The 26,734-nt window shown below is 70.6% G+C and carries 26 protein-coding genes and 3 pseudogenes; 12 read left to right on the plus strand and 17 right to left on the minus strand.

Annotated elements, in window-relative coordinates; all coding sequences use genetic code 11:
- Positions 1-81: 81 nt before the first annotated feature.
- Positions 82-642, plus strand: a complete 561-nt coding sequence (locus KUM44_RS07815) for an AAA family ATPase (RefSeq protein ID WP_308402527.1) — start codon at positions 82-84, stop codon at positions 640-642.
- A 179-nt stretch (positions 643-821) separates the two neighbouring features.
- On the opposite strand, the pseudogene KUM44_RS07820 reads toward KUM44_RS07815, so the two are convergent.
- Positions 822-1,346 (minus strand): annotated as a pseudogene (locus KUM44_RS07820) (GAF and ANTAR domain-containing protein); the annotation flags it as partial.
- Between the two features lie 359 nt (positions 1,347-1,705).
- On the opposite strand from KUM44_RS07820, the gene KUM44_RS07825 reads away from it, so the two are divergent.
- Positions 1,706-3,196 (plus strand): HEAT repeat domain-containing protein, encoded by a 1,491-nt coding sequence (locus KUM44_RS07825; RefSeq protein ID WP_217207024.1) that lies wholly within the window; start codon positions 1,706-1,708, stop codon positions 3,194-3,196.
- A 13-nt stretch (positions 3,197-3,209) separates the two neighbouring features.
- On the opposite strand, the gene KUM44_RS07830 is transcribed toward KUM44_RS07825, so the two are convergent.
- On the minus strand, positions 3,210-3,542 hold the full coding sequence (locus tag KUM44_RS07830) for a hypothetical protein (RefSeq protein WP_254389164.1): 333 nt from the start codon (positions 3,540-3,542) through the stop codon (positions 3,210-3,212).
- A gap of 53 nt (positions 3,543-3,595) precedes the next feature.
- Between KUM44_RS07830 and KUM44_RS07835 the strand changes: the two genes are divergently transcribed.
- Complete coding sequence (locus tag KUM44_RS07835) at positions 3,596-3,844, plus strand: hypothetical protein (protein WP_217207074.1); 249 nt, start codon at positions 3,596-3,598, stop codon at positions 3,842-3,844.
- Here the strand turns inward: KUM44_RS07835 and KUM44_RS07840 are convergent.
- Complete coding sequence (locus KUM44_RS07840; protein WP_374202019.1) at positions 3,795-4,328, minus strand: nuclear transport factor 2 family protein; 534 nt, start codon at positions 4,326-4,328, stop codon at positions 3,795-3,797. The genes KUM44_RS07835 and KUM44_RS07840 overlap by 50 nt on opposite strands.
- A 144-nt stretch (positions 4,329-4,472) precedes the next feature.
- On the minus strand, positions 4,473-5,102 hold the full coding sequence (locus tag KUM44_RS07845; RefSeq protein ID WP_217207025.1) for a DUF4291 domain-containing protein: 630 nt from the start codon (positions 5,100-5,102) through the stop codon (positions 4,473-4,475).
- 216 nt (positions 5,103-5,318) lie between these two features.
- Here KUM44_RS07845 and KUM44_RS07850 point away from each other — a divergent pair, with 216 nt between their 5' ends.
- Positions 5,319-6,494 (plus strand): PP2C family protein-serine/threonine phosphatase, encoded by a 1,176-nt coding sequence (locus KUM44_RS07850; protein ID WP_217207026.1) that lies wholly within the window; start codon positions 5,319-5,321, stop codon positions 6,492-6,494.
- Between the two features lie 25 nt (positions 6,495-6,519).
- On the opposite strand, the gene KUM44_RS07855 is transcribed toward KUM44_RS07850, so the two are convergent.
- Positions 6,520-7,584, minus strand: a complete 1,065-nt coding sequence (locus tag KUM44_RS07855) for a methyltransferase (protein ID WP_217207027.1) — start codon at positions 7,582-7,584, stop codon at positions 6,520-6,522.
- Between the two features lie 61 nt (positions 7,585-7,645).
- Positions 7,646-8,473: an AraC family transcriptional regulator gene (locus KUM44_RS07860; protein WP_254389165.1), complete on the minus strand. Its 828-nt coding sequence runs from the start codon at positions 8,471-8,473 to the stop codon at positions 7,646-7,648.
- A gap of 328 nt (positions 8,474-8,801) precedes the next feature.
- On the opposite strand from KUM44_RS07860, the gene KUM44_RS07865 reads away from it, so the two are divergent.
- The gene (locus KUM44_RS07865) at positions 8,802-9,974 is read left to right on the plus strand and encodes a DUF418 domain-containing protein (RefSeq protein ID WP_217207071.1); all 1,173 of its coding nucleotides are present in this window, start codon (positions 8,802-8,804) and stop codon (positions 9,972-9,974) included.
- Between the two features lie 49 nt (positions 9,975-10,023).
- On the opposite strand, the gene KUM44_RS07870 is transcribed toward KUM44_RS07865, so the two are convergent.
- The 3 genes from KUM44_RS07870 to KUM44_RS07880 all read right to left on the minus strand — a co-directional run bounded on the left by KUM44_RS07870 (position 10,024) and on the right by KUM44_RS07880 (position 13,566).
- A complete protein-coding gene (locus KUM44_RS07870; RefSeq protein ID WP_217207028.1) occupies positions 10,024-10,473 on the minus strand; it encodes a hypothetical protein in 450 nt (149 codons plus the stop codon).
- 133 nt (positions 10,474-10,606) lie between these two features.
- Entirely contained in the window at positions 10,607-12,646 is a 2,040-nt protein-coding gene (locus tag KUM44_RS07875; protein WP_217207029.1) for a spermidine synthase, read from the minus strand.
- A 302-nt stretch (positions 12,647-12,948) separates the two neighbouring features.
- Positions 12,949-13,566, minus strand: a complete 618-nt coding sequence (locus KUM44_RS07880) for a TOPRIM nucleotidyl transferase/hydrolase domain-containing protein (protein ID WP_217207030.1) — start codon at positions 13,564-13,566, stop codon at positions 12,949-12,951.
- Between the two features lie 325 nt (positions 13,567-13,891).
- Here KUM44_RS07880 and KUM44_RS07885 point away from each other — a divergent pair, with 325 nt between their 5' ends.
- Entirely contained in the window at positions 13,892-14,560 is a 669-nt protein-coding gene (locus KUM44_RS07885; protein WP_254389166.1) for a hypothetical protein, read from the plus strand.
- Positions 14,561-14,628: 68 nt separating this feature from the next.
- On the opposite strand, the pseudogene KUM44_RS47135 reads toward KUM44_RS07885, so the two are convergent.
- A pseudogene (locus KUM44_RS47135) lies at positions 14,629-14,754 on the minus strand (hypothetical protein); the annotation flags it as partial.
- Between the two features lie 335 nt (positions 14,755-15,089).
- Here KUM44_RS47135 and KUM44_RS07895 point away from each other — a divergent pair.
- Positions 15,090-16,184 (plus strand): glutamate--cysteine ligase, encoded by a 1,095-nt coding sequence (locus KUM44_RS07895; protein ID WP_217207032.1) that lies wholly within the window; start codon positions 15,090-15,092, stop codon positions 16,182-16,184.
- A 30-nt stretch (positions 16,185-16,214) separates the two neighbouring features.
- Here KUM44_RS07895 and KUM44_RS07900 read toward each other — a convergent pair whose 3' ends face one another.
- A complete protein-coding gene (locus tag KUM44_RS07900; RefSeq protein WP_217207033.1) occupies positions 16,215-17,840 on the minus strand; it encodes a PQQ-like beta-propeller repeat protein in 1,626 nt (541 codons plus the stop codon).
- A gap of 125 nt (positions 17,841-17,965) precedes the next feature.
- Here KUM44_RS07900 and KUM44_RS07905 point away from each other — a divergent pair.
- Positions 17,966-19,065, plus strand: a pseudogene (locus tag KUM44_RS07905) (AI-2E family transporter).
- A gap of 49 nt (positions 19,066-19,114) precedes the next feature.
- Here the strand turns inward: KUM44_RS07905 and KUM44_RS07910 are convergent.
- Together KUM44_RS07910 and KUM44_RS07915 are read right to left on the minus strand one after the other, a co-directional pair.
- Positions 19,115-19,507, minus strand: coding sequence for a VOC family protein (locus KUM44_RS07910; RefSeq protein WP_217207034.1), 393 nt, complete (start codon positions 19,505-19,507; stop codon positions 19,115-19,117).
- Positions 19,504-19,815 (minus strand): helix-turn-helix transcriptional regulator, encoded by a 312-nt coding sequence (locus tag KUM44_RS07915; protein WP_217207035.1) that lies wholly within the window; start codon positions 19,813-19,815, stop codon positions 19,504-19,506. The genes KUM44_RS07910 and KUM44_RS07915 overlap by 4 nt, the downstream gene beginning before the upstream one ends.
- Positions 19,816-20,036: 221 nt before the next feature.
- On the opposite strand from KUM44_RS07915, the gene KUM44_RS07920 reads away from it, so the two are divergent.
- The 3 genes from KUM44_RS07920 to KUM44_RS07930 are packed head-to-tail and all read left to right on the plus strand — an operon-like array spanning position 20,037 to position 21,824.
- Entirely contained in the window at positions 20,037-20,744 is a 708-nt protein-coding gene (locus tag KUM44_RS07920) for an FAD binding domain-containing protein (protein WP_217207072.1), read from the plus strand.
- A 46-nt stretch (positions 20,745-20,790) separates the two neighbouring features.
- Positions 20,791-20,985, plus strand: coding sequence for a hypothetical protein (locus KUM44_RS07925; protein ID WP_217207036.1), 195 nt, complete (start codon positions 20,791-20,793; stop codon positions 20,983-20,985).
- Entirely contained in the window at positions 20,979-21,824 is an 846-nt protein-coding gene (locus KUM44_RS07930; RefSeq protein WP_217207037.1) for an oxygenase MpaB family protein, read from the plus strand. Before KUM44_RS07925 ends, KUM44_RS07930 begins: the two co-directional genes overlap by 7 nt.
- A gap of 65 nt (positions 21,825-21,889) precedes the next feature.
- On the opposite strand, the gene katG is transcribed toward KUM44_RS07930, so the two are convergent.
- The 4 genes from katG to KUM44_RS07950 form a co-directional block, all read right to left on the minus strand.
- Entirely contained in the window at positions 21,890-24,079 is a 2,190-nt protein-coding gene (katG, locus tag KUM44_RS07935; RefSeq protein WP_217207038.1) for a catalase/peroxidase HPI, read from the minus strand.
- A gap of 406 nt (positions 24,080-24,485) precedes the next feature.
- Complete coding sequence (locus KUM44_RS07940; RefSeq protein WP_217207039.1) at positions 24,486-24,932, minus strand: DUF2267 domain-containing protein; 447 nt, start codon at positions 24,930-24,932, stop codon at positions 24,486-24,488.
- Positions 24,933-25,010: 78 nt separating this feature from the next.
- The gene (locus KUM44_RS07945; protein ID WP_217207040.1) at positions 25,011-25,406 is read right to left on the minus strand and encodes a DUF2267 domain-containing protein; all 396 of its coding nucleotides are present in this window, start codon (positions 25,404-25,406) and stop codon (positions 25,011-25,013) included.
- Positions 25,407-25,522: 116 nt separating this feature from the next.
- Complete coding sequence (locus KUM44_RS07950) at positions 25,523-25,954, minus strand: Hsp20/alpha crystallin family protein (protein ID WP_217207041.1); 432 nt, start codon at positions 25,952-25,954, stop codon at positions 25,523-25,525.
- A 152-nt stretch (positions 25,955-26,106) separates the two neighbouring features.
- On the opposite strand from KUM44_RS07950, the gene KUM44_RS07955 reads away from it, so the two are divergent.
- The coding region (locus tag KUM44_RS07955) for a type III effector protein (RefSeq protein WP_217207042.1) at positions 26,107-26,734 on the plus strand (628 nt) is incomplete at its 3' end.

Raw genomic sequence — 26,734 nt, forward strand, 5'->3', positions numbered from 1 at the left:
ACCGGAAGACCAGGAGGGACCGCTCCTTCAGGCAGTGAAAACACGTTGCCGCTCACCGGTCCCGCTGACACGATCGCGGGCGTGATCCTCACTTCGCGAACCCGGGACTGTGTGATCGTGACGGGGATGCCGGGGGCGGGGAAGTCGACCGTGACCCGGCTCATCGCCGAGCGCCTGCCGCACTCGGCCCGGCTCGACGGCGACTTCGTCGGCAGGCTGATCGTCAGCGGTCGTGTCGGGGCCCTCGGCGAACCCGCCGAAGAGGCGGCGCGGCAGGTGGAGCTGTGCAACCGCAACCTGTGCACCCTGGCGAACAACTTCTCCGACGCGGGCTTCACGCCCGTGATCGACTGGGTGATTCCCGACCGCGAGCAGCTGGACTTCTTCCTTTCCCTCCTCCCGGCTCGACGCGTCCTGTTCGTCGTCCTCGCGCCGGGCATCGAGATGTGCCGGTACCGCAACACCATCCGTGATCCACGGGAGCAGTTCGCCTTCGACGGCTACGAGGATCTCGAAGCCCGGATGCGGCGCGAGCTCGGCGATGCCGGATGGTGGCTGGACAGTGCGGCCCTCACCGCCGAGGAGACCGCCGACCTCATCCTCCGAGAAGCCGGCCGGCACGCCCTGGTGAGCCGTCTCTGACAGCCGTCCCACGGATGAGGAACGGCCTGACAGCTGACAATGCCTGCGGTCGGACCGCGTGAAACCCGTGAGGCTGGGGACTTGGCGGTTAGGCCGGGCTGAGCTGCGTTCCCTTGGGGGCCGGCCCGGCCAGGCTCCTCTGGTTCAGACCACGTGCCGGGGGAGCCGCCCGCCGCGGGTCAGTACAGGCTGCCGTACTCACAGATCCGGCGGGCGACCTCACGGAGCTTGACGTTGTGCTCCTGCGAGTATCGGCGCAGCGTGTCGAATGCCTGCTTCTCGGTGAGGTGGTGGCTGCCCATGAGGATGCCCATGGCCTCGCCGATCATGTGCCGGGTGGCGACGGCGCGTTCCATCTGGGAATGCGTGCGCGCGCTCGAGAAGGCGACGGCGGCGTGGGAGGCGAGCAGCCAGCCGGCCAGCTCGCTGACCTCGGTGAACGCGCCCGGCTTGCGGGAGTAGACGTTCAGCGCGCCGAGCTCTTCGTCCTCCGTGTACAGCAGGAAGCCCATCATGCTGCCCACCCCGAGCTGATGGGCCTGAGGCGCGAAATCCGGCCACCGCGGCTGTTCCCGGGTGAAGTCCGGAATACGGAAGACCCGCTCGCCCTCCCTGGTACGGGCGGCGTCGAAGCACGGCCCCTCGCTCAACCGCTCCTGAAGCCGGTCACTCGCCGTGACCAGCTCGTCAGTGGGCGCCAGCGTGAGCCCAGTCCATCGCGTCCTCCACCTCTCGGTGCGCCGGGTCCAGTCGTCCACCCGGCATGTCACGCAAGCCTTGCAGCAGGTGGGGGAGGGGCTTGGGGCAACCTGGTCGGGTCACGGCTCGGCCGGGTGGGTGTCACGCCGCATCGCCCGCCGGCACGAGTGGCCGGCAGGCCAGGGGGCGGAGCTCCTCGCCGCGGGGCTGTGTCACGAGGACCAGCTCATGAAGCACGCTCACCCATGGAGACACCGGGAACCCTTCCAGCGGTCATCGCCCGAACCCTGCGAACTCCTCTCAGACCCCCTGGTACAACCTCCGGTCGGCTCACCTGTCCAACTCATCGGGGGTGTTCATGGGAGTGGAACAGCAAATCGCCTTCTTCCTGCGGGAGTTGAAGGACGGCGACACCTGGCGGCGAGCGGCCGCGGCGAAAGGCCTGGGCAGGGTCGGACGGGACGAGCACGCGTGGGTGCTCGTCGCATCGGCCGATGACCGGACGCCCGAGGTGCGGGAGGCCGTGGCCGTGGGGCTCGGCCGACTGGGGGTCGCCGAGGCGGGCCGTGTGGTGCTGCCCGCCCTGATGGACGACGAGGACCCGTGGGTACGGCGCCGGGCCTCGCGTGCCGCCATCCTGCTCGGGCTCGACTGCCCGGCGATCGTGGACGCCCACACGCGCCTGCTCCGCGATCCTGACCGGCACCTGCGGATCAACGCCCTCGATGGCTTGGAAGCCCTGGGCGTGCCGGGGCACGTGCCCGCGCTTGTGGCCCTTCTGGGCGACCCGGATCCAGCCGTGTGGGGACGCGCCCGCGTCCTGCTGTACCGCCTCCGGGACGACCCGGCCGTCCGCGCCGAGGTGGTGCGTACGGCCGAGCAGGGCGCGGGCGACGCTCGCGTGCGGGCTCTCGAACTGCTTCCCGCGCAGTGGACCGGCCGCCTCCATGACGCGCTGGTCGCGGGGCTCCACGATGCATCCGCCCAGGTGCGCAGCGCGGTGGCCGCCCGGTTGTTCGACGTCGAGGCCACCCGGACGCGGGACGCCTTGGTCGAGGCGCTGGAGGCGGAGCGGGAGGCGAGCGTCGCGGCCGCGCTGCTGCGTGGGCTCGGTCGGCGCGGCGAGGATCGCGTGGCAGGGCCCGCGACACGATGGCTCGGCGATGCCGCCGCCGGTCCCTCGGCCGCGTATGCGCTGGGAGCCGCCGCGACCCGGGCCGCGGTCGGGGTGCTGCGTACGGCCGTCAACGACCTCGCGCTGCCCGGTCGTACCCGTGCGGCGGTCGCGAAAGCCATCGGGCAGGCGGGCCGGTGGGACGCCGTCTGGCTGCTGCTTCCGCTGCTGGACGACGTCGACGGCGAGGTGCGCGCGGGTGCGGTCGACGGCCTGGACGCGCTGGTGGACGACGGGCTCCGACCCTGGGAACGCCGTTCCGTGGCCGGGGCGTTGGTGGCCCACCTCGCCGCCGACCCCACCACGGTCTGGAAGACGCACAACGCGCTGATCGGCCTCGCGGAAGCCCTGCCCGGCCTACGGCGGATCGTGGACCGGACCCCTACGGCCGAGGTCCGGGCCGCCGCGCTCTCGCTCCTCGACACGCACAACGCGACCGACGACGACACCGGAGCCGACCTGGCCCGGTTCGTTCACGCCCTGGACGACCCGGACGAGACGGTCCGCTTCCACGCCACGGAAGGACTGGCCCACTGGCTGGCGGACACCAGGACACGGCCCCCGGACCAGGAGCGGTTGCGCGCCCGGCTCAGCGCCCTCGCCTCGGACGACTCGGAAACGGCACCGGCCCGCGCGGCGGCGGACGAGGCGCTTCGAGCGCTGGACGACCGCCGCCTCTGAGGGACAAGGGACATCAGCCCTCCGGCACGGCGTCGCCCGAGGGTGCGTTGCCACGGCCGTAGTGGTGCGTGGTGAACGTGTGGAGCAGGCCCGTGCCCAGCAGATGTTGACGATCGCGAAGATGCCGTAGGCCAGCGAGCGCCCCGATGTTCACCGCGAGTCCCCAGCGGCCCAGCGTGAACTCCCCCGCAGGATGCCGGCCCTTGAGCCGGGCCCGCAGCGCGGCCAGGACCACCATCCGGAGCGAGGCGTAGATGCCGAGGATCGCGAACGAGACGATGTTGGTGAGGGCGTCCTCGGAGAACAGCGAGGCGAACGCGATGAGCAGCGGCACCACCGCGGCCACCAGCAGGGCACAGCCGGGGACCGCGCGGGCGTGCGCGAACCGCCGCAGCGGCTGTGCCCGACGATCATCTCGTCACGGGGAGGTGGGCACACGAGGCGGCCGAGTCGACGGCCGCCGCCACCCGGGCGGCGCGCTTCCCGCCGAGCGGCATCCGTATGCCACCGCTGCACATCCCGTACACGACCGCTCCCTGGCCCCACGCCCCGGTCCTACCGCTGCTGCCCGCCCTGGCGAACCTCGAGAACCGGCTCGTCACCCTGCGGTCGGACCTGCGAGCGATGAACGACGGCACGCCACTCTGAGGCGCGCATCTGCGTCGCCACCGCCGCACGGGGCGCAGGCCCGGGCGATCGACAGGCTGTTCTCGTACAGGTGATGCCGGGTGATCCGACCGTCCTCGACGGTGAGGTGCAGCGCGAACGGCCCCTCGAAGCTCTTGCCCGTGGCGCGTACGGTCCCGGACAAGTGCCCCATCAGCACGGCATCGGTGCCGTCGACGAGAAAAGTGTCGACGCAGGCGCGCGCGTCCTCGGGGACGGTGTGCTCCGTCAACTCGGTGAACTGGGCGGCGCATTCGGCGGCGGTGGACCGTGGCCGGATCCACGGGACACCGGGGTTCTCGGCGAGCACCCAGTCGACGTCGTCGGCGAAGAGCGAGACGAGCCGTCCGGTGTCGCCGGCCAGGCGGGCGGCGACGAACTCCTGCACGACGGACCGGGTGACCTCGGCGACGGACGCCATGGCAGACGCTGAACCGGCCGTGGACGGGGTGCACTTGACGGACATGGCGCTCAGCTCTCCTCGCGGCTGCGGGCGGATTCCGGGGGGACTCGCGTACGCGTCGGCATCGGGTCCGGTGTCGGTGTGCCCGATCCTGCCCGGGGGAGGGGGGAGCCGTCGATTACCTGGGAGGTCATGGCAGGGGAGGACTCATGGACGCAGGTGGTCCAAGAGTCCGTCGGGCGTGGGGTAGGCGGATTCCTGGGGGAGAAGCCGCTGGGCGGCGTCCAGGTCCCCGGCCCTCACATGCCGGTGAATCTGGTGCGCGAGGTGCGTGATGTCGGTGATGGAGACCGTCCACGCATCCGCGTAGCGGTGCGCGGCCTCGCCGGAGAGCCCGAGCTGTAGCGAGCGGTGGTTCAGGGGCCGCAAACGCAGGTCGCGCTCGGGGTCCCATTGGACGCGGGCCGGGGCCCGTTTCATCTGCCGCTTCCACGCGCTTCGGTCCGAGTGCAGTCCGTGCTCGTAGTGGGACAGACACGCGTGCTCCAACGCCCACTCGAAGCCGTCGCGGGCGATCTCGACCGCGAGGACGGTTTCCTGGCCCTCCTTGGTGCCCCACCCGCAGCGGTACATCATCCAGAGGAAAGACGGCTTGATCCACGTCATCCGATCACGCTTCCAGGCCGCCGGGAATCGGCCGGCACCGGCTGCGGGCAGGCCGATCTCCGTGGCGTAGGCCTGGTAGACGGTGATCGTGGAGTCGGTGTAGCGGGCGCGGATCTGGTACTTGAGTTCTGACACAGGCACAGCCTGGGACTTCAGTCCGACGCGCGCCATCGGATTAACCGGGCCACTTCCCGGAACGGGAAGATGCGAGTTCCGCAACGGCCGCAGCACGCCGAAGCGCACCGCTCATCCGTACGGCGGAGCGGCCGCACCCCGCTGCCCCCTCGCCCGCGCCGGTCGCCGGGCAGGCCACGGGCCCCGATGTGAGACTGCTGAACGAGGTGACCGCAACCGTGTCCCGCGGTGCCGGTGAGAGGAGGCGAGGTGATGACGTCGGAGCCCGGTGACGGTGTGCTGGAGGAGTTCCTCGCCGATCCGGCGAACTCGGCGCTGGACATCTCCACCGCGGTGGCCCGCTGCTGCAAGGCCCTGGGGCTTCAGCAGGCGGTGATCTACCTCGCCGACCTTCAGCAGCGCCGGCTGATCCCGCTGACCGACGTGTCCAGCGCACTGCCGGTCGACGACTCGCTCGCCGGCTGGACCTATCGCACCCAGTCCCTGCGCGTGGAGGAGTCCGAGGGCGGCCTGACGACATGGCTCCCGCTGCTGGACGGCGCGGAGCGGCTCGGCGTGCTCGCTGTGCCTTCCGCCACCCTCACGCCGGCCTCCCTGCGCCGCAGCCGTACGCTCGCCGCGCTGCTCGCCATGATGATCACGTCCAGGCGGGCGTACAAGGAGTCCTTCGTACGACGGACCCGCACCGAACCGATGCAGTTGCCCGCCGAGATGCTGCGAGCCTTCCTGCCGCCCCGCACGATCGGCACGGCACACGTCGTGTCCACGGCTCTGCTGGAGCCCGCCTACGAACTCGGCGGTGACGCCTTCGACCACGCCCTCACCGACACCACCCTGCACGCCGCCGTCCTCGACGCCATGGGCCACAACCTCGCCTCGGGACTGACCACCGCGGTGTCGCTGTCCGCCTGCCGCAACGCGCGGCGCACCGGGGCCGACCTGCCGGAGCTGGTGGAGAGCGTGGACGAGGCACTGTCCCGCTGGCTCCCCGACCAGTTCTGCACCGGCGTACTCGCCCAACTGGACCTGGCGAGCGGCGTGCTCCGCTGGACCAGCTGCGGACACCCCGCGCCCCTGCTCATCCGTGACCAGCGGCTGCTCGTCGACGCCCTGGAGCGGGAGCCCGATCCGCCGATGGGACTGCCGTCCCTGCTGGCCGACTCCTCGCGGCGGACGCACGAGGTCGCCCTCCAACCAGGCGACCGGGTGCTGCTGTACACCGACGGCGTCACCGAGTCCCGTACCCGGGACGGTGGCCTGTTCGGTCTGGAGCACTTCGCCGACTACATCATCCGCGCCACCGCCGCGGGCGAACTGGCGCCGGAAACCCTGCGGCGGCTGATCCACTCGATCCTGGACGCCCAGCCCGGGCGGCTCCGGGACGACGCGACGCTGCTGCTGTTCGAGTGGCGGCCGCCGACGCGGTGACGGCGGGACTCCGGCCGATCTTCTTTTAGCCGGGCCTCGCTTCGAGGAGGGAGAAGGGCTCGGCGTCGGCGAGCGGGGTGCTCGATGTGAGGACGAGGCCGGCCCGACGGCACAGGTCCTGGAAGTCCTGGCGGGTGCGTTCCCGGCCGCCGAGGTTGACGAGCATGTTGAGGTCGCTCAGGTAGGTGACCGCGTCATCGGCGATGCCGGTCCCGGTGTGGGTGTCGGCGACTTCGGGGAGCACGGGTTCCACGACGAGGAGGAGGCCGTCGGGCGGGAGGGCGTCGCGGCAGTGGCCGAGGATGGTGACTGCTTGGTCGTCGGTCCAGTCGTGCAGGACGCTCTTCATCAGATAGAGGCCGGATCCCTCGGGGACGGAGGTGAAGAAGTCCCCGGCGATCAGGGAACAGCGCTCCTTCAGCCCGTGCCGCTCCAAGGTGGAGGGGGCTTGGGCCAAGCCCTCGGCGGTGTCGAAGACCACGCCGGTGAGGTGCGGATGCGCGGTGAGTACGCCGGCCAGCAGGGTCGCGTCGCCCCCACCGACATCGGTGACGGTGGTGAACCGGCTGAAGTCGTAGGCGTGCGGCAGGGCCGCGGCGGTCTCGGACACAGCCTGGCTCATGGCCGCGTTGAACTCGGCGGAAAGTTCGGGGCTTTGGCCGAGGTGGCTGAAGAAGTCGGTGCCGAAGACGGTGTCGAAGGCGGGCCGGCCGGTGCGGATGCTGCCATCCAGATGTTCCCAGGCGCGAACGACGGCCGGTTCGGTGAACACCCGCACGAACGAGGCGACGGAACCGACGTGCTGGCGGTGGAGGAGTGCGCCCGCACCGGTCACCGAGTAGGCGCCGGGGGTGGGTTCGTTCAGGAGGCCGAGGCTGGTGAGCGCGCGGAGCAGCCGGGTCATGGGCTGCTGCTCGGTTCCGGCCTCGGCGGCGACGTCGGCGGCGGTGCGCGGTGTGTTGCCGATGCGCTCGACCACCCTCAGCCGGACGGCCGCGCGCAGGGTCTGCGCGGCCATGGTGCCGAAGACGAGCCGGACGATCTGGTCACGGTCGGCTGTGCTCGCTGCCGGGGCATCGGATTTCGCCACGGATGTCTTCCCTTCCTTCGGTGGGGCCTTCGGTGGGGTCCCGTTTCGGTACGGGTGCGCGTCAGCCGGCGGTCGTGGTGCTGCCGGCAAGGGCGCCCGGTGTGCATCCGGCGTGCGTGAACACGTCGCGGTGGAGGTGGGATTGGTCGGTGTAGCCGCAGGCGAGAGCGACGTCGGCGGGGCTTTGACCCGAGCTCAGCGCCCGGGCGGCATGGTCGAAGCGGACCAGCATGGCGGCGCGCTTGGGGGTGAGGCCGACCTGGTCCGTGAACCTGGACCACAGTCGCTTACGACTCCATCCGCAGGAGGCGGCGAGGTCATCGACGCGGACCCGGCCGCGGCGGGCGACGATGGTCTCCCAGGCGGCGGCGACCTCGGCCGTCATGGGCGGCGCGTCAGCGGCCCGCTCGGCGAGGAACTCGTCGGTCAGCGCGAGGCGTTCCTGCCAGGTCCTGGCCTCGGCCAGCAGATCGCGCAGACGGCGCTCGTGGCGCCCCCACAGGTCCGCGAGACCGGTGACGGACCCGTCGAGCTCTCGCGGGGAGACGCCGAGGACCCGGTAGGCGGCTCGCGGCGAGAGACGCATCTCGACGCACTCGACGCGCCGGCCGCGAATACGGGCCTGACCGGGCGACAGCGCGGCGACCAGGCTGTTCAGCGGCTGTCGCCCCGTGGCACCATCCACGCACAGCGGCTCGTCGCCGAGTCCGACGACGACGATCACGGCGGGCTGGGGGAGGACGTGCAGATCCAGTCCGGCGGCGATCCGGTCGCGGAACCCGGCCATCCGGACGCCGTCCAGCGACGTACCGCCGAGCGGGTGGGCGACTTCCCAGCCGCTCGCGGCATCACGATCCGTGGGCGCGGGCGCCATGTCGTAGCTGCGCATGCCTCCACGGTCGCCGACGTCGGGGTGTCCTGTCTTGGACGAATGTTCCCCGGGCACCTTCGGTGCGTTCACGCCATACTTTGGTCGGCCGCGCCGAGACCGAAGACGGATGTCCCGGCACCGGCCGCCTTCCTAGCGTGGCGGTGTGACGACGACTGACGCCGAGACCGCAGACAGCACAGGAGCTCCCGACGGCACAGGAGCCTCCGACAGCACAGGAGCCTCCGACAGCACCGGGGCCGCCGAGAACGCCGGGAAGGCCCGGCCGCCGCGCGGGGCCGTGCGCAGTGGGGAGCGAGCCCTCGCACCCGATCTCGCGCGGGGCATCATGCTCTTGCTGATCGTCGTGTCCAACACCGCGTTCCACCTCTGGGCGGCGCGCCACGGCCCCTCGGGATGGCAGCCGGTCGACGGTTCCTGGGCGGACCGGGCGGCGCAGTTCACCATGATCACCGTGTTGGATCTGCGGGTGTACCCGCTCTTCGCGTTCCTCTTCGGCTACGGCATGATGCAGCTCTACCAGCGTCAGGTCGAGGCCGGGGCCCGCGGGCGCGCCGCCGTCGGGATCCTGCGCCGCCGCAGCCTGTGGCTGATCGTCATCGGGCTGTCGCACGCCACGCTGCTGATGGCCGGTGACATCGTCGGCTACTACGGGGTGCTGAGCCTCGTCCTGGGCCTGCTCTTCGTCAGGCGCAGCGAGCGTGCGCTGAAGTGGTGGATCGGCGTCGCGGCCGTACAACTGCTGCTGATCTCGGCGTTGCCCGTCGTCACGGCCTTGCTGCGGGGCGAGTTGGGGTCCCTGGGGGACGCGGCGGCGGAGCCGGTCTTCGCGGCGTACGCGTCGGGTGAGGAGAGCTTCCTCGTGGCGGTCGGCACCCGGCTGACGACCGGCCTGTTCGTCACCTTCGTCGCCGCCCCGCTCGCCCTCGTCGGCGGCGGCTACCTGGTGTTCCTCCTGGGCTTCTGGGCGGCGCGCCGACGCGTCCTCGAGGAACCCGGGCGGCATCTGCGCCTGCTGCGCCGCACCGCGGTCGGCGGGATCGCGATCGGCTGGCTGGGCGCCCTGCCCGCCGCGCTCGCCCACGTCGGCGCGGTGGACGTGCCGGACGACGCACAGAGCGCGGAAGGGGTACTCACCGTGCTGCGGGACGTCACGGGGAACGCCGCCGGGATCGGCTACGTCGCCGCCGTCGCGCTCTTCGCCCACTGGTGGACCCACGCCCGCCCCGGCGACCGGAGCCGATGGGGCGGAAAAGCCGTCGTCGCGGTTTCGGCGGTGGGCAAGCGGTCGTTGTCCTGCTACCTCGCCCACTCGCTGATGTTCTCCCCCCTGCTCGCGGCCTGGGGCCTCGGCCTCGGCGAGCACCTGACCAGCGCCACCATGGTGGTCTTCGCGGTCGGCGTCTGGCTGGTGACGGTCGTCGGCGCGTACGCACTGGAACGCGCCGGGCGACGGGGGCCGATGGAGACGCTTCTGCGACGGCTGGTGTACCGCACCTGATACGGACGCGGATACGTGAGGTACCCGCGTCCGCGACGGCTCGGGCCGCTCAGCCCGCGTACACCCGGCCCTCCTTGATGACGAGGTGCGTCGGGTCGGAGCAGCCGAGGGACGGGGTGAGCAGCAGACTCACCGTCAGGGGTGCCGGTTCGGTGCTCGCGGTCGAGAACTCGCAGACCGCTCCCGTGCCGGTGAGCGGGTACCAGAACCAGCCGTCCACCTCGCCCACGGTCACACGGTCCGACTCCTTCCAGGCGCCGTTGGACTGCGTGTACACCTGTAGACGCACCGAGGCGGCGTACTCGTCCTGAGTCGAACGCAGCGCCGTCAGCGTGACCTTGTAGTCGGTGCCGAGCTGGGACGAGGCGATCTGCCGGGTCTGCGGCGCGGCGGTGCCGGCGCTGGACGCTCCGGCGCCGGCGGCACCGAGACCTGCCGCCATCAAGGCGGTGAGAAGTGCGGCCGTGCCGCGGCGCGCACGAGTGCTGGCCAAGCTCATGTGTTCCCCCGTTGGAACGAGTTGGGAAGGGCACTCTGACGAGTGCCGGTCACCGGTGAAGACTCGCGACACGGCGCGCGGGTTGTACGGCCGCATCACCGCTCGGTCTAGGAGGGGCGTCTCCGTCTCGTGGCTAGCTCTTGACGGCCACCGTCTCGTCCGGCATCCGTGCTGTCTGCCCGTCCGATCCGCGGCCGGCGACGCGCATGGCGACGCACGCCCCGAGGTACAGCAAGGCGACGACCAGCAGGAGCGCCTGATATCCCGTCAGCAGGGCCAGGTACTCGAGCGCGCCTCCGGTCAGCGCGCCCAGCAGATTCGCGCCGAACGCGGACGTCGGGTCGGGGGCCAGCGCGAGACGGTCGGAAAAGATGAGGTTGGCGCAGAAGATGGGGGCGAAGGCCAGGGCGATGGCAGCCGCGAGCCGGCCGACGGGCGGCAGCGAGAGCACGGCCTGCGTCGGAACGAGCCAGGCCACGGCGAGCGAGCCGAAGAGCAGAAGTTGCAGGAGCAGCTGGTTGACCCGCCGCAACCTGCGCCGGACCTCGACCGCGGCGAGGACGGAGAGCAGAACGCCGAAGAAGACCAGGGCGTTGACCAGCCACGTGGTGCCGAAGTACAGCGCGAACCCGATCACGTTCTTCGTTTCGAGCAGCATGAAGGCCGCACCCAGCAGGAACATGTCGGTGTAGCGGAACGTGCTGCGGATACGCACCCCGGTCACGCGCACCGCCAGCAGCGTCACCAGCAGGATCGCGCCCAGGGCGCCCACATAGAGCGTGGGGATGCTCCGGTGCAGCAGATACGGGAAGGGATGGTCGTCGGTCGCGGCCGCCGGGACCGGGCCGCTGGGCTGCCAGATCTGCTGGCAGGACTGGTCGGCGGGTGTCATCCCGGCCACCAGTACGGCCGCGTTCCGTTTGAACGTCGTCATACAGGGGGCGTGGCCGTAGAGGTCGTCGAGGTCACCGGCGAAGCGGTCGACCAGCCAGGCCTTGCGGTAGTAGTTGTACATCGCGAACGCGCCGTCCGGCGTCAGATGATCCCGGGCTGCCTCGAACGCCTCCCGCGTGAACAGGTAGCTCTCCAGCCGCAGATTGCTCGCGCCCGACACCAGCGTCAGCGAGTCCGGAAGCGCCAGGATGACGAGGTCGTACTTGGCGTTCGTCCGCTCCAGGAACGCCCGTCCGTCGTCGATGTGGACGTGCACCCTGGGATCGTCGTAGGGCCTGGCGGGATGCAGTTGTGCGCCGATCTCCTGAAGGCGGGGATCGATCTCGACCGCGTCGACGTGCTCCGCTCCGTGCGCCAGCGCGACCGCGACGTCATTGCCGTTTCCGGCTCCGATGACCAGCACGCGCTTGTGCGGGTTGCGGGGCGTCTGCTCGTAGGCCTGCCGGTAGGGCGAGTTCTCCCGCATCAGCACCGGCAGTGGCGCGGTGCTCTGGTGCGGGACGCCGTTGGCGGAGATGTAGTACGTCCGGGTGGCGGTCGGCGACGCCTTGAGCTCGATCTTGTAGTATGGCGACCAGGAGACGCTGGCCGCCGTCGACTCCAGGAACAGCGCGGCGACCATCGCGGTGAGGGGAATGCCGTACAGCAGCGTGTTGCGGCGCCCGCCCAGGACCAGCAGGGCCACGGCGGCGAGTACGCCCCACACGACCGACGGGGCACGGAGCCAGGACAGGACGGCGAACGACACCGAGCCGGTGATACTGCCGATCAGGTCGTAGCGGTAGGCGTCGAGTGAGGGGAGCTGACGGAAGAGGTCGGCGGTGATCTTCCCGATCCCGGCCATGATCACCGCGGTCAGCAGGAAGATGGCCGGCAGCGTCACCCACTGCGGCAGGCCGGTGGTCTTCACGGCGGTGAAGTAGATGACCTCGCTGCTGCTCTGACGCACCTGCACCGGATACGCCCGGACGAAGACGACGAGCAGCGCCAGCGGAATCGGTGTCCAGCGTTTGAGCCACTGTCCGCGCCTGGCCGGGATCAGGAACCCGATGCCGATGCCGAGGAACGATCCCAGCAGGATGAAGTTCGAGAAGTAGCTGAGGTGGACGACATTGGCGCCCGCCCATCTGATCAGCGCCAGCTCGACGAAGAGCATCGTGGTGCTGGCCAGCACGAGCCGCCAGCGCACCGAAAACGCTGATTGCCCCGATTTGGTCATCTTCATAACGATTTACGGTGCCAGTTTCGGGTGGGCTAGTCGAGATGCCTTGCCGGTGCGCACCGCGGACATTGGTGCCGGGAGAGGTGGAGAAGGTGCACGGGAGGCTGCTCGATGCGTACCGCGTCGGCGACGTCGACACGATCGTCGAGCAGGCCCACGCCGGGATCCGGACGGTGTCCGCAGGGCGGACTCGTCGACGCGCACCTCGGACGCGGCATGGGTCAACGCAGGCTCGGCCGAGGCGTGTTCAGGCCGAGGCGGCACCAAGCCCCTCCGCTGCTTCCTGCGGTGGGATCACGTCACAGGCTCGCGAGCAGACGGTCGAGGGGAGCGGGCACCTGCTCCGGTTCGAGGGCCTCGACGAGGAGACGGCCGTAGCGGATCTTGCGGCCCCTCTTCGTGCCGAGGAAGCGCCGCATCTGCTGCTGCGGGGGCCGACCCTGCTGTGCGGGTTGGCGTTCGAAGATCCGCCAGGCCTGGATGTCGCCCTCGGCCTGGACGATCCTCTCGACCCGTGGCACGCCCAGCGCGCGGATGAGTTCGTCCTCCAGGTCCGTCACACACACGAAGACCCCTTGGCGGGGCGCGCGGGCCCGTTCGAGACCGCGGTCGTAGAAGGGCTGCTCGCGCTCATCGCACAGTCCGGCCAGGCGCAGCCCCAACCCGGACGGCCCGAGGAGGCCGGCGTAGCGGCCGACGCTCATGGCCCCGCCCATGGGCAGGGCGCAGATCCCCTCGGCGGCCAGGTCCCGGCCATGGCGGGCGGCCAGCGTCTCCACGGCCGCGAGGTCGCTCGGCCCTTCCAGCAGTACCGCGGTTCGCACGCGCAGTCGCGCGGCCAGCTCGCTGGCCGGCCCACCGGGACTGCCCGCGGCCCAGCTGGTGACCGCGTCCCGGAACGCTCCCATGTCCGCCATGGGGCCGATTCTGCTCCAGCGGATGCGGACGCGGCACCGAGTTTTCGCGGGCCACGCTCAGGTGTGTCTGGACTCCAGTTGTGGACGGCCGCCCTGCGCCCCGGCCACTTCCCTCTCCGACAGCCCGAAGTCGCCTCACCTGCAATGAAATTGACCATGCATCATTTTTGAAAATCAAATACAACTTTGCGATTTCTTGGTGTAGCTCCGTCGTCGATTACGTGAGCCTCGTGGACATCACAAGGTGACTGCGGCCCCTTCTGTAACAGCGGGCAGCACGCGGTCGCCGAACCCCCCACGTACGTGAGAGGCAACAACGATGACGATGAGCCGCGCACTGCGGTACGGCGGCCGCACGCTGGCGTTGACGGCGTCCGCACTCGGGACGATCGCGGTGGCCGCCGTGCCCGCGGTGGCCGATGAGCAGCCCACCGCGGAGCAGATCATGGCCGACTGCGCTTCCGGGCAGGGCAAGTGCAGCTTCAACTCCCCGGAAATCGGCCGGGCCTACCTCGGAGAGCCCCGCCAGGTCTCCGAACTGCTCTACAACTGCACGGCCTCGCCGGCCTCTCAGTCGATGGCGTGGGCCGACACCGTGGGCTCCTCGCACTCGGTGGGAGGCTCCGTCACCGTCGGCGGAGGCATCGAGGGCATCATCACCGCCAGCGTGACCGCGACGTACAACTACACCTGGCAGAGCTCGCACACGGAGACCAGCACCTTCACTGTGACCGTGCGGCCCGGAGAAGTGGGCTGGATCTCCCGGGCCCAGGTCATGCAGCAGATATCCGGCACCTGGCAGACCCACTACGACGACCCCGAGTGGGGTCACTACTACTGGTTCGTGCCCGACGTGATCACCGGCCCCGCCCCGAACGGCACGGACGGCAAGCGCAACGCGGTCGTGGTCAAGTCCCGCAAGATGACGGCCGACGAGAAGAAGCTCTGCTCCAACGGAGCCAACCAGGACAGCGTCTTCACCCGCAGCGGCTGATCCGACCGGCAGGTCACCACTGCGTACGCCGCGTGCCGGTCCGCGTCGCGAAGGGTGACACGGCGGGAACGGGGTGACGTACGGCGTACCACGACAGCGCTCCGGTACGCCGTACGCGGATCCCCGGTCGCGTCGACGAGCAGGCCCGGCAGGCCGTCCCGGATCACGGTCGCCCGCTCGCGCGGCGCGGCCACGTCACCGCAGCGGATCGCCGCCTGCAACGCTGCCGTCGGCGGCGCGCCGCAGGTCGCGCCCGGCCCGGGCGAAGTCGGCGAAGGCCGCCATGTTACGTACGTTCAATCAGCGCGAAGGCGCGTAATGCGCGTGTGCAACTGAATCTCCACACGGGCGGCGTGGAGGACTTCGTCCAGGTCTGCCTCAGCTCCGGCCAGGCCTCGGCCACGACCGGCGGCGCACTGCGCCCGGAGGATCACCCGGGAGAGACTGTCGCATGGTTTGTCCTTCCGAGGCCGCGGCACTCGGAGCCGGGATCGTCCCGGCGGAGGACGGGCGGAACAAAGGGCGGTCGATGACGACGATCGGCGTGGAAGAGGAGTACCTGCTGCTCGACCCGGCCACGGGTCTGCCGGTGCCCCAGGGGGAGGAGGTGCGTCTCGCGACGGGGCTCGGGCGTCTCGCGGCGGACCGAGAGGTGCAGCACGAGCTGCTCCAGGCACAGGTCGAGGTGGCCACCCCGGTGTGCGAGACGCTGGAGGAGGCCGGAGGACACCTGCTGCGACTTCGGCAGGCCGTCGCGGTGGCCGCCGAGGAGCACGGCTGCCGGATCGCGGCCTGCGGGGCGTCGCCCCTGCGCCGCGGTCGTCCCGTCGCCGTCACCGACGAGGCACGCTATCGGGCCATGGTCACGCAGGCGCCCCAGCTGGTGGCGGAGCAGCTGGTCAACGGCATGCACGTACACGTCGCCGTGCCCGGCCGCGAGGAGGGCGTGCAGGTCCTGAACCGGATCCGGGCGTGGCTTCCGGCCCTGACCGCCATGTCCGCGAACTCCCCCCTGTGGGACGGCCAGGACACCGGCTTCGCGAGCTGGCGTACGGTGATCTTCGGCCGCTGGCCGGTCAGCGGCATGCCGCCGCTCTTCCAGGACGCCGCGGACTACGACCAGCGCATAGAGCGACTGCTGGACGCCGGTCTGATGGCCGACATCGGTCAGGTGTACTGGCAGGCCCGTCTGTCGGACCGCTATCCCACCGTGGAGGTGCGGTGCTCGGACGTCCAGTTGAGCGCGGACGAAGCGGTCATGCTCGCCGGGATCATCCGGGCCCTGGTGCAGACCGCCCTTGCGGAAACGGCCGCCGAGGCCCCCCTGCCCGACCACACCCCCGAACTGTTGCGGGCCGCCATGTGGCACGCCGCCCGCCACGGTCTCGGCGCCACCCTGGTCGACCCCGGCGGAGCATCCCGGTGCGCCGCCGAGGTGCTGCACCAACTCCTGCGCCACATCGGCCCCGCGCTCGACGCATCCGGCGACACCCGGCAGGTGACGGCTTTGACGGACCGCCTCCTGCGCAAGGGGACCGGCGCGGAGCGCCAGCGCGCCGCCCTCGCCGACGGCGGCCTCCAAGCGGTCACCGACCTGATCAGCGTCCGGAGCACCGTGCCGTGACCGCACCCGTCAGCGGCAGTGCCGTCCTGGCTACGACGCTGCCCGCCGCCCCACCGAGCAGTCGAGAATCCGTCCGTCCACGGTGCCGATCAGCAGCCGGCCCGGATCGGTCAGTTCGAGGGACAGCGGTACGACGCACCGGCCGCCGACCTTCAGGTGTTGCCGCCAGTGGACGGTTCCGTCCGAGGCGTGCAGGGCGACCAGTTCGCCGGTGTTGAAGGAGACGTAGACGGTGTCCTCGTCGCCGTCCACGGCAGTGGCGGGGTACTTCGCGGTGAACACCCAGCGGACCGCACCGTCCGTGAGGCTGCGGCGTACGACGAAGGCCCTCTCGCCGATGCCCACGTGCACGCTTCCCGTATGCACCAACTCGCGGTTCCCCGGGGGGCCCAGCTCGATGCCGGGGCCGCCGACGAGATGCCTGGGCGGGGACTGCCAGTCGAGCGGGAACAGCCGCTCGGGCACGGATTCGTCCTCGGGATCGACGGCGACCACCCACTTGTCCATCGACGGAACCCGCTCCCTGCCGTCGAGGAAGAGCAGCCGGCTGCTGTGCCGAACAGGGAAGCAATGGTTGCCGGGACCGAACTCTCCCAGGGTCGTGGTCGCCCGCGGGGTGTCCTCGGCGGGCGGTATCAGGGCGACCGGCTGGGGCTGAGGCTCGTACTGCCTGCTGGAGGCCGTCGAGCGAAGCGCGAGCCAGCCGTCCTGGCGGGTGGCGAACGTGACGGAGTGGCCGAGCGTCAGGGTGCCGAGCGTGCTGCCGTCCGCGAGGCAGACCCGGGTGACGAACGGCGCCTCGGTGCCCGGCTCCCAGCCCCTCCAGGTCTCCGGCCGTCGCGCCACGTTGACCCAGGCGTCGCGTTCACGGACCACCAGCTGACGCCCGCCCACCTCGTCCGCGACGCGCCAGTCCAGACGCCCGTCCGGCAGCCACGCCTCCGCCAGCACACCGCGCAGACAGGCCAGCACACGCCCGTCGGGCAGGCCGCGCACGTCCCACACCTGTCGGCGGGGTTCCCCACAGGACTCGCCGGCCAACTTCTCGACGGTCCGACGGGCCGCCTGACCGGACAGGGCGGACCGATCGAACTCGACCCAGTTTCCGGCCAGTTCCTTCTGCTGCACCGAACCCCGGGGCGCGGCACTCCAGTCGGGCCGTTCGACGACGACGTCGTACGCGTGCGAGTCCAGTTCGTCGGGGTCGTCGTCGTCCGTCGCGGCCACCACGAGCCGCAACTCCCGCTCGCTCTCCCACTGCACCCGCAGGACCTCACGAGGCCGGCGCATCATCGAGCGCGACCGCCCCGACTCCAGGTCGATCAACAGCAGTTCGCCGTCGAAGGTGTACTCCCCGTCGTACTCGCCGGTGCCGACGGCCACGAGCGGAAGCGTCGGGTGGACGGCGACGGAACGGACGGGCCATCGCGACTCCACGAGCAGGCGGCAGCGCAGATCGTCCGTGCCGTGGACGCCCACCCGGTACCGCTTCCACCCGTACCCGGCGACGCCGCACCCCGACCAGCTCAGGGATCCCAGGTCGCCGCCCACGACGGCGATCCCCCGCTCCTCGCTGACGGCGACGGCCGATGGCGTTCCGATCTCGGCGAAGGGGCGGTCGCCGAGGACGCGGCGGACGGTCAGGGAGTCGGGCATACGGCCATGATCGCTGGTGCGGGCCGCGCGGCGTGCGGCGGGGGCGGCACCGGCCGGTACCGGCCTTCGGGGGAATTACGGGCCGGCTGTATGGCCGGACGGCCGGGGGGTGGTACCGGCATGAGATGTCCACGTCCCCTGATCCGCCCGATTCGCCGTTCGGACGTTCGAGCAGCGGGGAGGCGCGTGTGCCGGGCGCGCTGCGGACCGCCGCCGCGTACGCATGGCGGATCATCGCCGTCGGTGTCGTCGTCCGGGTGGCCTTCTCCGTGCTCGGGCAGTTTCACCGGATCGCCGTCGCCGTGTTCCTCGGACTCGTCATCACGGCCGTGCTCCGTCCCGTGGCCGGGCTCCTGGCGCGTGTCATGCCCCGGCCGCTCGCGGTCGCCACCGCGCTCATCGGCGGCATCGTCCTCGTCCTCGGGGGGCTGGCCCTGGTGGGGGAGATCGTGGCGGATCAGCGCAGGGGGCTGGAGAAGAGTTCGTGGCGGGCATCGACCGGATCGAGCGTCGGCTGGAGGAGCCTCCTTTCCGGCTGCCGCCGGAAGCGTTCGACGACCTCCAGTCCCGGATCGGCAAGCTCCTGTCGAGCCACCGCTCCACCCTCATCAGTACTGCGCTCAGCGGCGCGAGCCGGTTGGTGGAGGTGCTGACCGTGCTCGCTCTGGCCCTGTTCTGCGCGGTCTTCTTCACGCACTCCGGCGACCGGCAGTGGCAGTGGCTGTGCGACCAGCTCCCCGTGGCCGCACGGCAGCGGTGCACGGTCGGCGGCGCGGCCGCCTGGCGGACCTTCACGGGTTACACGCACGGCATCCTGCTGGTGGCGGGCACCAACGCGGTCCTCGTGGGCATCGCACTGTTCGCTCTCGGAGTGCCACTGGCCGTGCCGCTCGCGCTGCTGGAGTTCGTGGCCGCCTTCATCCCGCTGATCGGTTCGCCGATCGCCCTGGGCGTCGCGGCCGTCGTCGCGCTGGCGACGAAGGGGCCGCTGATCGCGCTGCTGGTCGTGGCCCTGGTCGTGGTCATCGGACAGATCGAAGGACACCTCCTGCACCCGATCGTGATGAGCTGGGCCGTTCGGCTGCATCCGGTGGTGGTCGCGCTGGCGGTCGTCGGCGGAGCTGTCGCGGCGGGGGCCGTCGGTGCCGTGGTGGCCGTACCGCTGGTGGCCGTGGCATGGTCGGTGTACCAGGCGCTGCGGAGCCGTACCGCTGACGTGGTGTGAGCCGGGCCTGAGGCCCGGGAGTGCGCGGCTCCTGGCGGTGGCGGCCCCTCTACTGCGGCTGTGTCGCGATCTGGATCAGGTTGCCGCAGGTGTCGTCGAAGACGGCGGTGGTCACGGGGCCCATCTCCAGCGGCTCCTGGGTGAAGCGGACGCCGAGGCCGTGCAGGCGCTCGTACTCCGCGTTCACGTCGTCGACGGCGAACTGGGCGAGCGGGATGCCGTCCTCGGTGAGCGCGTCGCGGTAGGTCCTGGCCGCCGGGTGGCCCATGGGCTCCAGGAGGAGTTCGGTGCCGCCCGGCTCCTCGGGGGAGACGACGGTCAGCCAGCGGTCCTTCTCGCCCACGGGCACGTCGTGCTTCTTCACGAAGCCGAGGATCTCGGTGTAGAAGTGCAGGGCCTTGGCCTGGTCGTCGACGAAGACGCTGGTCAGATGGATCCTCATGGGCTGCTCTCCTTCGGGTCGGACGGGTCGGACGGGTCGGGCGCGAGCCATCGCTCGGTGATCTGCCGCAGCGGCGCCGTGTTCAGGTCGTGGAACTTGTAGCGGCCTTCCCGCCTGGTCTCGACGAGTCCGGCGGCTTCCAGCACGGCCAGATGCTGGGAGACCCCCTGGCGTGAGATGCCGAGCCGATGCTTCATGCTCAGCCGCGAGCAGATCTCGAACAGTGTCTGCCCGGACTTCTGCGTGAGCTCGTCGAGGATGATCCGGCGGGTGGAGTCGGCCAAGGCTTTGAAGAGGTCATCGGCCACACCCACAGCATAGGCAAGTGGATGCTTGCCTATCAAGCGGGGGGGGGCGTTGCGTCGGCCGGGCGCGGCTCCTGCGCGATGGCGGGAAAAGCGCGCAGTGCGTGCTCGTGTGAGCCCTGTACGCGCCCCCCGGCGGGCAGATTGTCTTACCGCGGGGCAGGTGGCCGAAACGCGCCGCCTGTTGCCTGTACCCGACTCATGAGGAAGGCAGGGTGGTGAGCGTGCTGTTGCGTCTGCCCACGTCGGTGTCCGATGCACAGGAGTGTCTGGCCGAGGGGGCCGTACCGATCGGCGGGGCGACGCTCCTTTGGGCCACTTGGCAGCGGGACGGCTTCCCCAAGGTCGCCATGTCGCTGCGTGAGCTGCCCGAGGCCAATGTCCTGGAGCGCGACACGGTGGGCGGCGCCGTAGTGCTGCATCGCATGGACGACCGGGTTCCGGACGCCCTGCGCCTGGCCGCCGCCCAGGTGGGCACCGGCGCCGTCCGAAGGAGCGCGACGGTCGGCGGCAACCTCGTCGGCAGCACGCTGCGCTGCCTGCTGCCCGCGGCCGTCGTGCTGGACGCCAGGGCGAGGGTGCTGGAGGCCGACGGCGTCCGCGAGACCGACCTGAATGAGCTGACGGTCAAGCGTCCCGTCCTGCTCAGCCTCCACTGGCGCGAGCCGATCGCCAGTTCGTTCAGCAAACTCGACGGCGAGGCGGGCGGCCCGCCGCCCCTGGTGGTCGCCGCCGCCGTACACGCCGACGACGACGGTCACCGCCGCCTTCGAGTCGCCGTCCGCGACGGTTACGACGTACTCAGCGCAAGCGCCACATGCGCCGTCGACGCCGCGCAGACCCTGCACGCGCTGCGAGGCACGGAACTCATCGACCTCTCGTCCGCCGCCTGGGACGTCGTTCGCTCGAAGGTCGCCGCCCTGTTGAGGTGACATCCTGGCGGCGGACGGCCCGTGCGCTCGTGCTGAGGTCTTCGACATGAGGTCCGAAGCCTTCCACGAGAGGAACCGCTCGGCACCGCACAGCCAGGACCGCGAGACGTACGCCGACCTGTTCCCCGGCGTACCCGACGGCCTGCCCCAGGTATGGCCGGCGTCGGACCGTGAACCACGGCAGATCCCCACCACCGGTGAGCCACACTGGCAGCAGGAGAGGGGAGGCCGACCGTGCTGACCGCAGTCCGTGAGCAACTGGGCCAGGCCCTGTTCCGGCGCGTCGCAGGACCCGACGGCCCGGCGACACGCGCCCGCATCCACCACACCCCCGGACCACGCTGGTTCGGCCCCGACCGCCCGATCCGCACGGTCCACGGGGACACCTCGATGTTCATCGGCGGGCTGAGCGCACTGCTGCTTCAGTCCCTTCACCCGCTCGCCATGGCAGCGGTGGCCGGGCACTCCGGTTACCGCGGCGATCCATGGGGCCGACTCCAGAGAACCAGCACCTTCCTGGCCGTGACGACCTACGGAACCGCCGCCGACGCTCAGCGCGCGGTCGACCACGTCCGCGCCATCCACGAACACATCCGCGGCAGGACGACGGACGGCACGCCCTACCACGCGGCCGACCCGCACCTGCTCGGCTGGGTGCACGCCGCCGAGACCGACAGCTTCCTCCGTGCCCACGAACGCTACGGAGCCCACCCGCTGGACGCCGCCTCCTACGACGCCTACGTCGCCGACACGGCGCGGATCGCCGAAGCACTGGGCGTGCCCGACCCCCCGCGCAACCGCCACGAGCTCGCCGAACGGCTCACCGCCTACCGGCCCGAACTGCGGGCCACGCCCGCCGCCCGAGCCGCCGCCCGCTTCCTCCTCCTCCAGCCACCCCTGCCCCTCGCGGTACGCCCTTTCTACGGCGGACTCGCCGCCAACGCCGTCGTCCTCCTCCCGCCCTGGGCCCGCGGCATGCTGTGGCTGCCCCGCCTACCGGTCGTCGAGGACCTCGCCGTACGGCCCACCGGCCAGGCCCTCACCCGAACCATCCGCTGGGCCATGAGCCCACAACGCTGACCGCACAGGCACGCGTGCTGGGTGCAGTACGCGTGCCCGCCAAGGAAGCGAAGGGGTGCGGAGACTCAGGACAGGTCGAACCGATCGAGGTTCATCACCTTGGTCCACGCGGTGACGAAGTCGCGTACGAACTTGGCTCCCGCGTCGTGGGCCGCGTAGACCTCCGAGACGGCTCGGAGCTGGGAGTTCGATCCGAAGACGAGGTCGACCGCGGTGGCGGTCCACTTGAGTTCGCCCGTGGCGCGGTCCCGGCCTTCGAACACGTTCTCGTCCGAAGTCGACGCCTTCCACTCCGTCCCCATGTCGAGCAGATTGACGAAGAAGTCGTTCGTCAACGTCTCCGGCCGGTGGGTGAAGACGCCGTGCGGGGATCGCTTGAAGCCGGTGTCCAGGACCCGCATGCCGCCGATCAGCGCGGTCATCTCGGGAGCGGTCAGCGTCAACAGGTTGGCGCGGTCCAGCAGGAGGGTCTCCGGCGACAACTTCTCGCCGGCCCGGAGGTAGTTGCGGAACCCGTCCGCCCTGGGTTCGAGTACGGCGAACGACTCCACGTCGGTCTGTTCCTGCGAGGCGTCCGTGCGCCCCGGGGCGAACGGCACCGTGATGTCGTGACCGGCGTTCTTGGCGGCCTGCTCAACGGCCGCGCATCCGCCCAGGACGATCAGATCGGCGAGCGAGACCTTCGTTCCGCCGGCCTGGGAGCGGTTGAAGTCCTGCTGGATCTGCTCCAGCTTCTGCACCACCTCGGCCACCTCGGGCAGGCGGTTGACCTCCCAGTCCCGCTGCGGCGCGAGCCGGATCCGTGCCCCGTTGGCCCCGCCGCGCTTGTCGGTACCGCGGAAACTCGCTGCCGCCGCCCAAGCGGTGGTGACCAGATGGGAGAGGGGCAGTCCCGAGGCGAGGATCCTGCTCTTGAGGGCGGCGATGTCCCCGTCCGCGACGAGTTCGTGATCTACCTCGGGGACGGGGTCCTGCCACAGCTGCGGCTCGGCGACCCACGGGCCGAGGTAGCGCGTGACGGGTCCCATGTCGCGGTGCAGCAGCTTGTACCACGCCCTGGCGAACGCGTCGGCGAGTCGGTCCGGGTTCTCGTGGAACCTCTTCGAGATCGGGCCGTACACCGGATCCAGCTTCAGCGCGAGGTCCGTCGTCAGCATCATGGGAGCGTGCCTCTTCGACGGATCATGAGCGTCCGGCACCGTGTCCCTGGCCGAAGGATCCGTGGGAGTCCACTGCTTGGCCCCGGCGGGGCTCGTCGTCAGCTCCCAGTCGTACCGGAACAGGGTGTCCAGGTAACCGTTGTCCCACTTGGTCGGTTCGGGAGTCCACGCGCCTTCGAGTCCACTGGTGAGCGTGTCGGCACCCTTGCCGCTGCCGTGCGTGTTCCGCCAGCCGAGGCCTTGCTGCTCGATCGGGCAGGCCTCGGGTTCCGGACCGATGTACTCGGGGCCGACGGCGCCGTGGCACTTGCCGAAGGTGTGACCGCCGACGATGAGGGCGACCGTCTCCTCGTCGTTCATTGCCATGCGCCCGAACGTCTCGCGAATGTCCCGGGCGGCGGCCAACGGATCGGGATTTCCGTTGGGCCCCTCCGGATTGACGTAGATCAGTCCCATCTGCACGGCACCGAAGGGAGTGGCGAGTTCGCGGTCGCCGCTGTAGCGCTCATCGCCGAGCCAGGTGTCCTCGGGCCCCCAGAAGATTTCCTCGGGTTCCCAGATGTCCTCTCGTCCGAAGCCGAATCCGAACGTCTTGAACCCCATGGATTCCATGGCGCAGTTGCCGGCGAAGACCAGAAGGTCGGCCCAGGAGATTTTCTGGCCGTACTTCTGCTTGACCGGCCAGAGCAGACGGCGCGCTTTGTCGAGGCTCGCGTTGTCCGGCCAGCTGTTGAGCGGAGCGAAGCGCTGAGCGCCGCTGCCGCCACCGCCCCGGCCGTCGGCAACACGGTACGTGCCGGCGGCGTGCCAGCTCATCCGGATGAAGAGCGGGCCGTAGTGCCCGTAGTCGGCCGGCCACCAGTCCTGCGACGTCGTCATCACGTCGATGACGTCCTGCTTCAGGGCGTCGACGTCGAGGGTGGCGAACTCGCTCGCATAGTCGAAGTCCTCGTCCATCGGATTGGAACGGGACGAGTGCTGGTGGAGAATCTGGAGGTCCAGCTGATTCGGCCACCAGTCCCGGTTCGTCCTGGGCCGAGTCGCCGTGGGGGTCGGGGACGCGATTGCTGGGTTTTCGCTTTCGCTGCCGGACACGTACGTCCTTCTTTCTGGTCTGGTGTTTCCGCGCGCAATGCCGATGATCGTGAGGTGTCGGCGTTGTCCGTATGGTCGCGCACCGCCAAGCGCACCGCGGTGAAACACGCAGAGCACGCCCGCACAACAACCGGGCGGGAAGAGGCCGCTTTTCCGCTGCCGCGTCCCATTCCGGCACAGAGGAATCCGGGCCGGCCCGAATCCGTGCCAAGCCGATCCCGGCAAGCGAATCCGGCCCAAGGAAGTGTCCGGGAACTCACGCGGGCATCGTGCGCAGCGCGGATATGGGTGATTCGGCCCCGGGCGGCCCGGAAACATGGCTCATCCGGCGCGGGAGGGCGGCCGGGGCGGCCGGAGTGCGAAGGGCGGCCGCTTCCGACAGACGGCTGGGGAGTGGGGGGCGGTGTCAGGCTGCCTTCTTGACGGGTTGGGTGAGTTCGGCGCGGCCGAACAGGAGGGCGTAGCCGGAGGGGAGCTGGTGCAGGATGCGGGTGAGCAGTTCGGGGCCGGCCAGGGCGGCGACGGTGGTGAGGACGGATCCGGTGTCCCAGCGGGTCGTGGCGGGGGAGGCGCCGGTGCGGGCGGCGAGTTCCTTGACGAACGCCCAGCCGGTCAGAGGCTGGGTGCCGGGGATCTGTTCGGCCAGGATGCGCGCGGCTTCCTGGGGCAGACGTGCGGCGAGTTCGACGCGCTCGTCGCCGGTCAGCTGGCGTCCGAGTCCCGCGACAACCAGGCGGACGGCTTCCTCGGCGCGTTCCCGGGTGGGGTAGGCGCCTTCGTAGCGGACCTTCTCCAGCATCTGCTCGAACGTGGGCACGGAGGGCTGCTGGAGTGGAGCACGCCGGTCGGGCATCACTGCGGTGGTCGCCTTTCTGTCGGTCGTGGTGGCGGTGCCCGGCAGGGGCGCGCGGGCACCGGTTGCTGTGGGTGGTCAGGTGGGCTGTGTGCTGCCGAAGAGCAGGTCGTAGCCTGCGGGGAGCTGGAGCAGGATCTGCCCCAGCAGGTCATGGCCGGCGGCGTCGGCGACCGTGCTGAGGACGGCGCCGACGTCCCAGGCCGCGGTCTGGGTGGTGGCTCCCTCGATCCAGGCGGCCGTTGCCCGCACGAACCGCTCCGGTGACAGCGGTTCGGCGCTGTGCATGGGGTTGAGCAGGATCAGGGCGAAGTCCTCCGGCAGGCGCGCCGCCAGCTGGGCGCGCACCTCGCCGACCAGGTGGGCGCCCAGCAGGGCGAGCACCACACGGGCCGCGCGTTCTGCCTCCTGCCGGCTTTCGTACTCGCCGCGTTCCTGCACATGGTCGAGGAACGCTTCCCGTCGCAGCGTCACGCCGGCCGCCCCCTTTCACGGGTTCTCGGGTCGGGCGGGTGCGCAGGACGGGTGAGGACGAGTCCAGGTGCCCGTCCTGCGCCGCTGATCGTTCCGGGTGGTCCGGGTGGTCCGGATCAGCCGGAGATCTCCTTGCGGGAGGATTCCCCGCCGATGGTGATCTTGCGGGGCTTGGCGCGCTCGGCGATCGGGATGCGCAAGGTGAGCACCCCGGCGTCGTAGTCGGCCTTGATGTGCTCGGTGTCGAGGGTGTCGGCGAGCACGAGCTGCCGGGAGAAGACACCCAGCGGCCGCTCCGACAGCTCCATCTGCACGTCGTCGGCCTTCGCCACGGGCCGCCGCTCGGCCCTGACGGTCAGCATGTTCCGCTCGACGTCGATGTCGATCGCCTCGGTGGTGACGCCGGGAAGGTCGAAGGCCACGACGTACTCGTCACCCTCACGGTAGGCGTCCATCACCATCGTGGACGGCCGCGTCCAGGTGCCCGGGCTCGTCAGCTGCTGGGTCAGCCGGTCGAGTTCGCGGAAGGGGTCGGTGCGCATCAACATCGCGAAACACCTCCAGAAGGTTCAGGCAGTACCTGCCAATGCGCCTCGTGAAACCGTTGTAACATGTCGTCCAATGGATGACAAACATGATGTCGTCGAAAGGATGACGCGTCTCGGAGACGGTGCAGAGGAGAAGGTGAAGTGAGGTGCCCATGACAGCATCACCCGGCCAGCCGATTCCGAACCCGGCCCCGCCCCCCGGCCCCCAGGGCCCGACCTCCTTTCTCGCAGCCGCGGCGGCCCTGGAAACCATCAACGACGCCCTGAGCGCCGCCCAGCACGAGACCTCCCGCCCGACCCACGACGCCCAGCACACCGAGGCGGAGCAGGCGCTGGCCTCTCTGCTGCTGCTGCGGCAGATCCGCGAGCAGCTCGCCGGATGGGAAACCGGCCTGATCGAAACCGCCCGCCACGCGGGCGCCAGCTGGGCCGACCTCGCCCGCCCCCTCGGGGTCGCCAGCCGCCAGGCCGCCGAACGCCGCTACCTGCGCAACCGGCCCGGCCCCGCCGGAACCACCGGTGAACAACGCGTCCAGGCCACCCGCGAACGCCGCGCCGCCGACCGCAACCTCACCGCCTGGGCCCGCGACAACGCCGCCGGGCTGCGCCGCATCGCCGGCCAGATCACAGCCCTCACCGATCTGCCCACCGCAGCCCGCAGCCCGGTCGGCCAACTCCATGCCGCCCTTGCCCAGGACGACCCCACCGCCCTCATCCACCCCCTGAACGCCACCCGCCCCCACCTGACGACCGCCCACCCCCGCCTCGCCGCCCAGATCG

It is taken from the genome of Streptomyces sp. AC550_RSS872 (assembly GCF_019049285.1).
Lineage (GTDB): Bacteria > Actinomycetota > Actinomycetes > Streptomycetales > Streptomycetaceae > Streptomyces.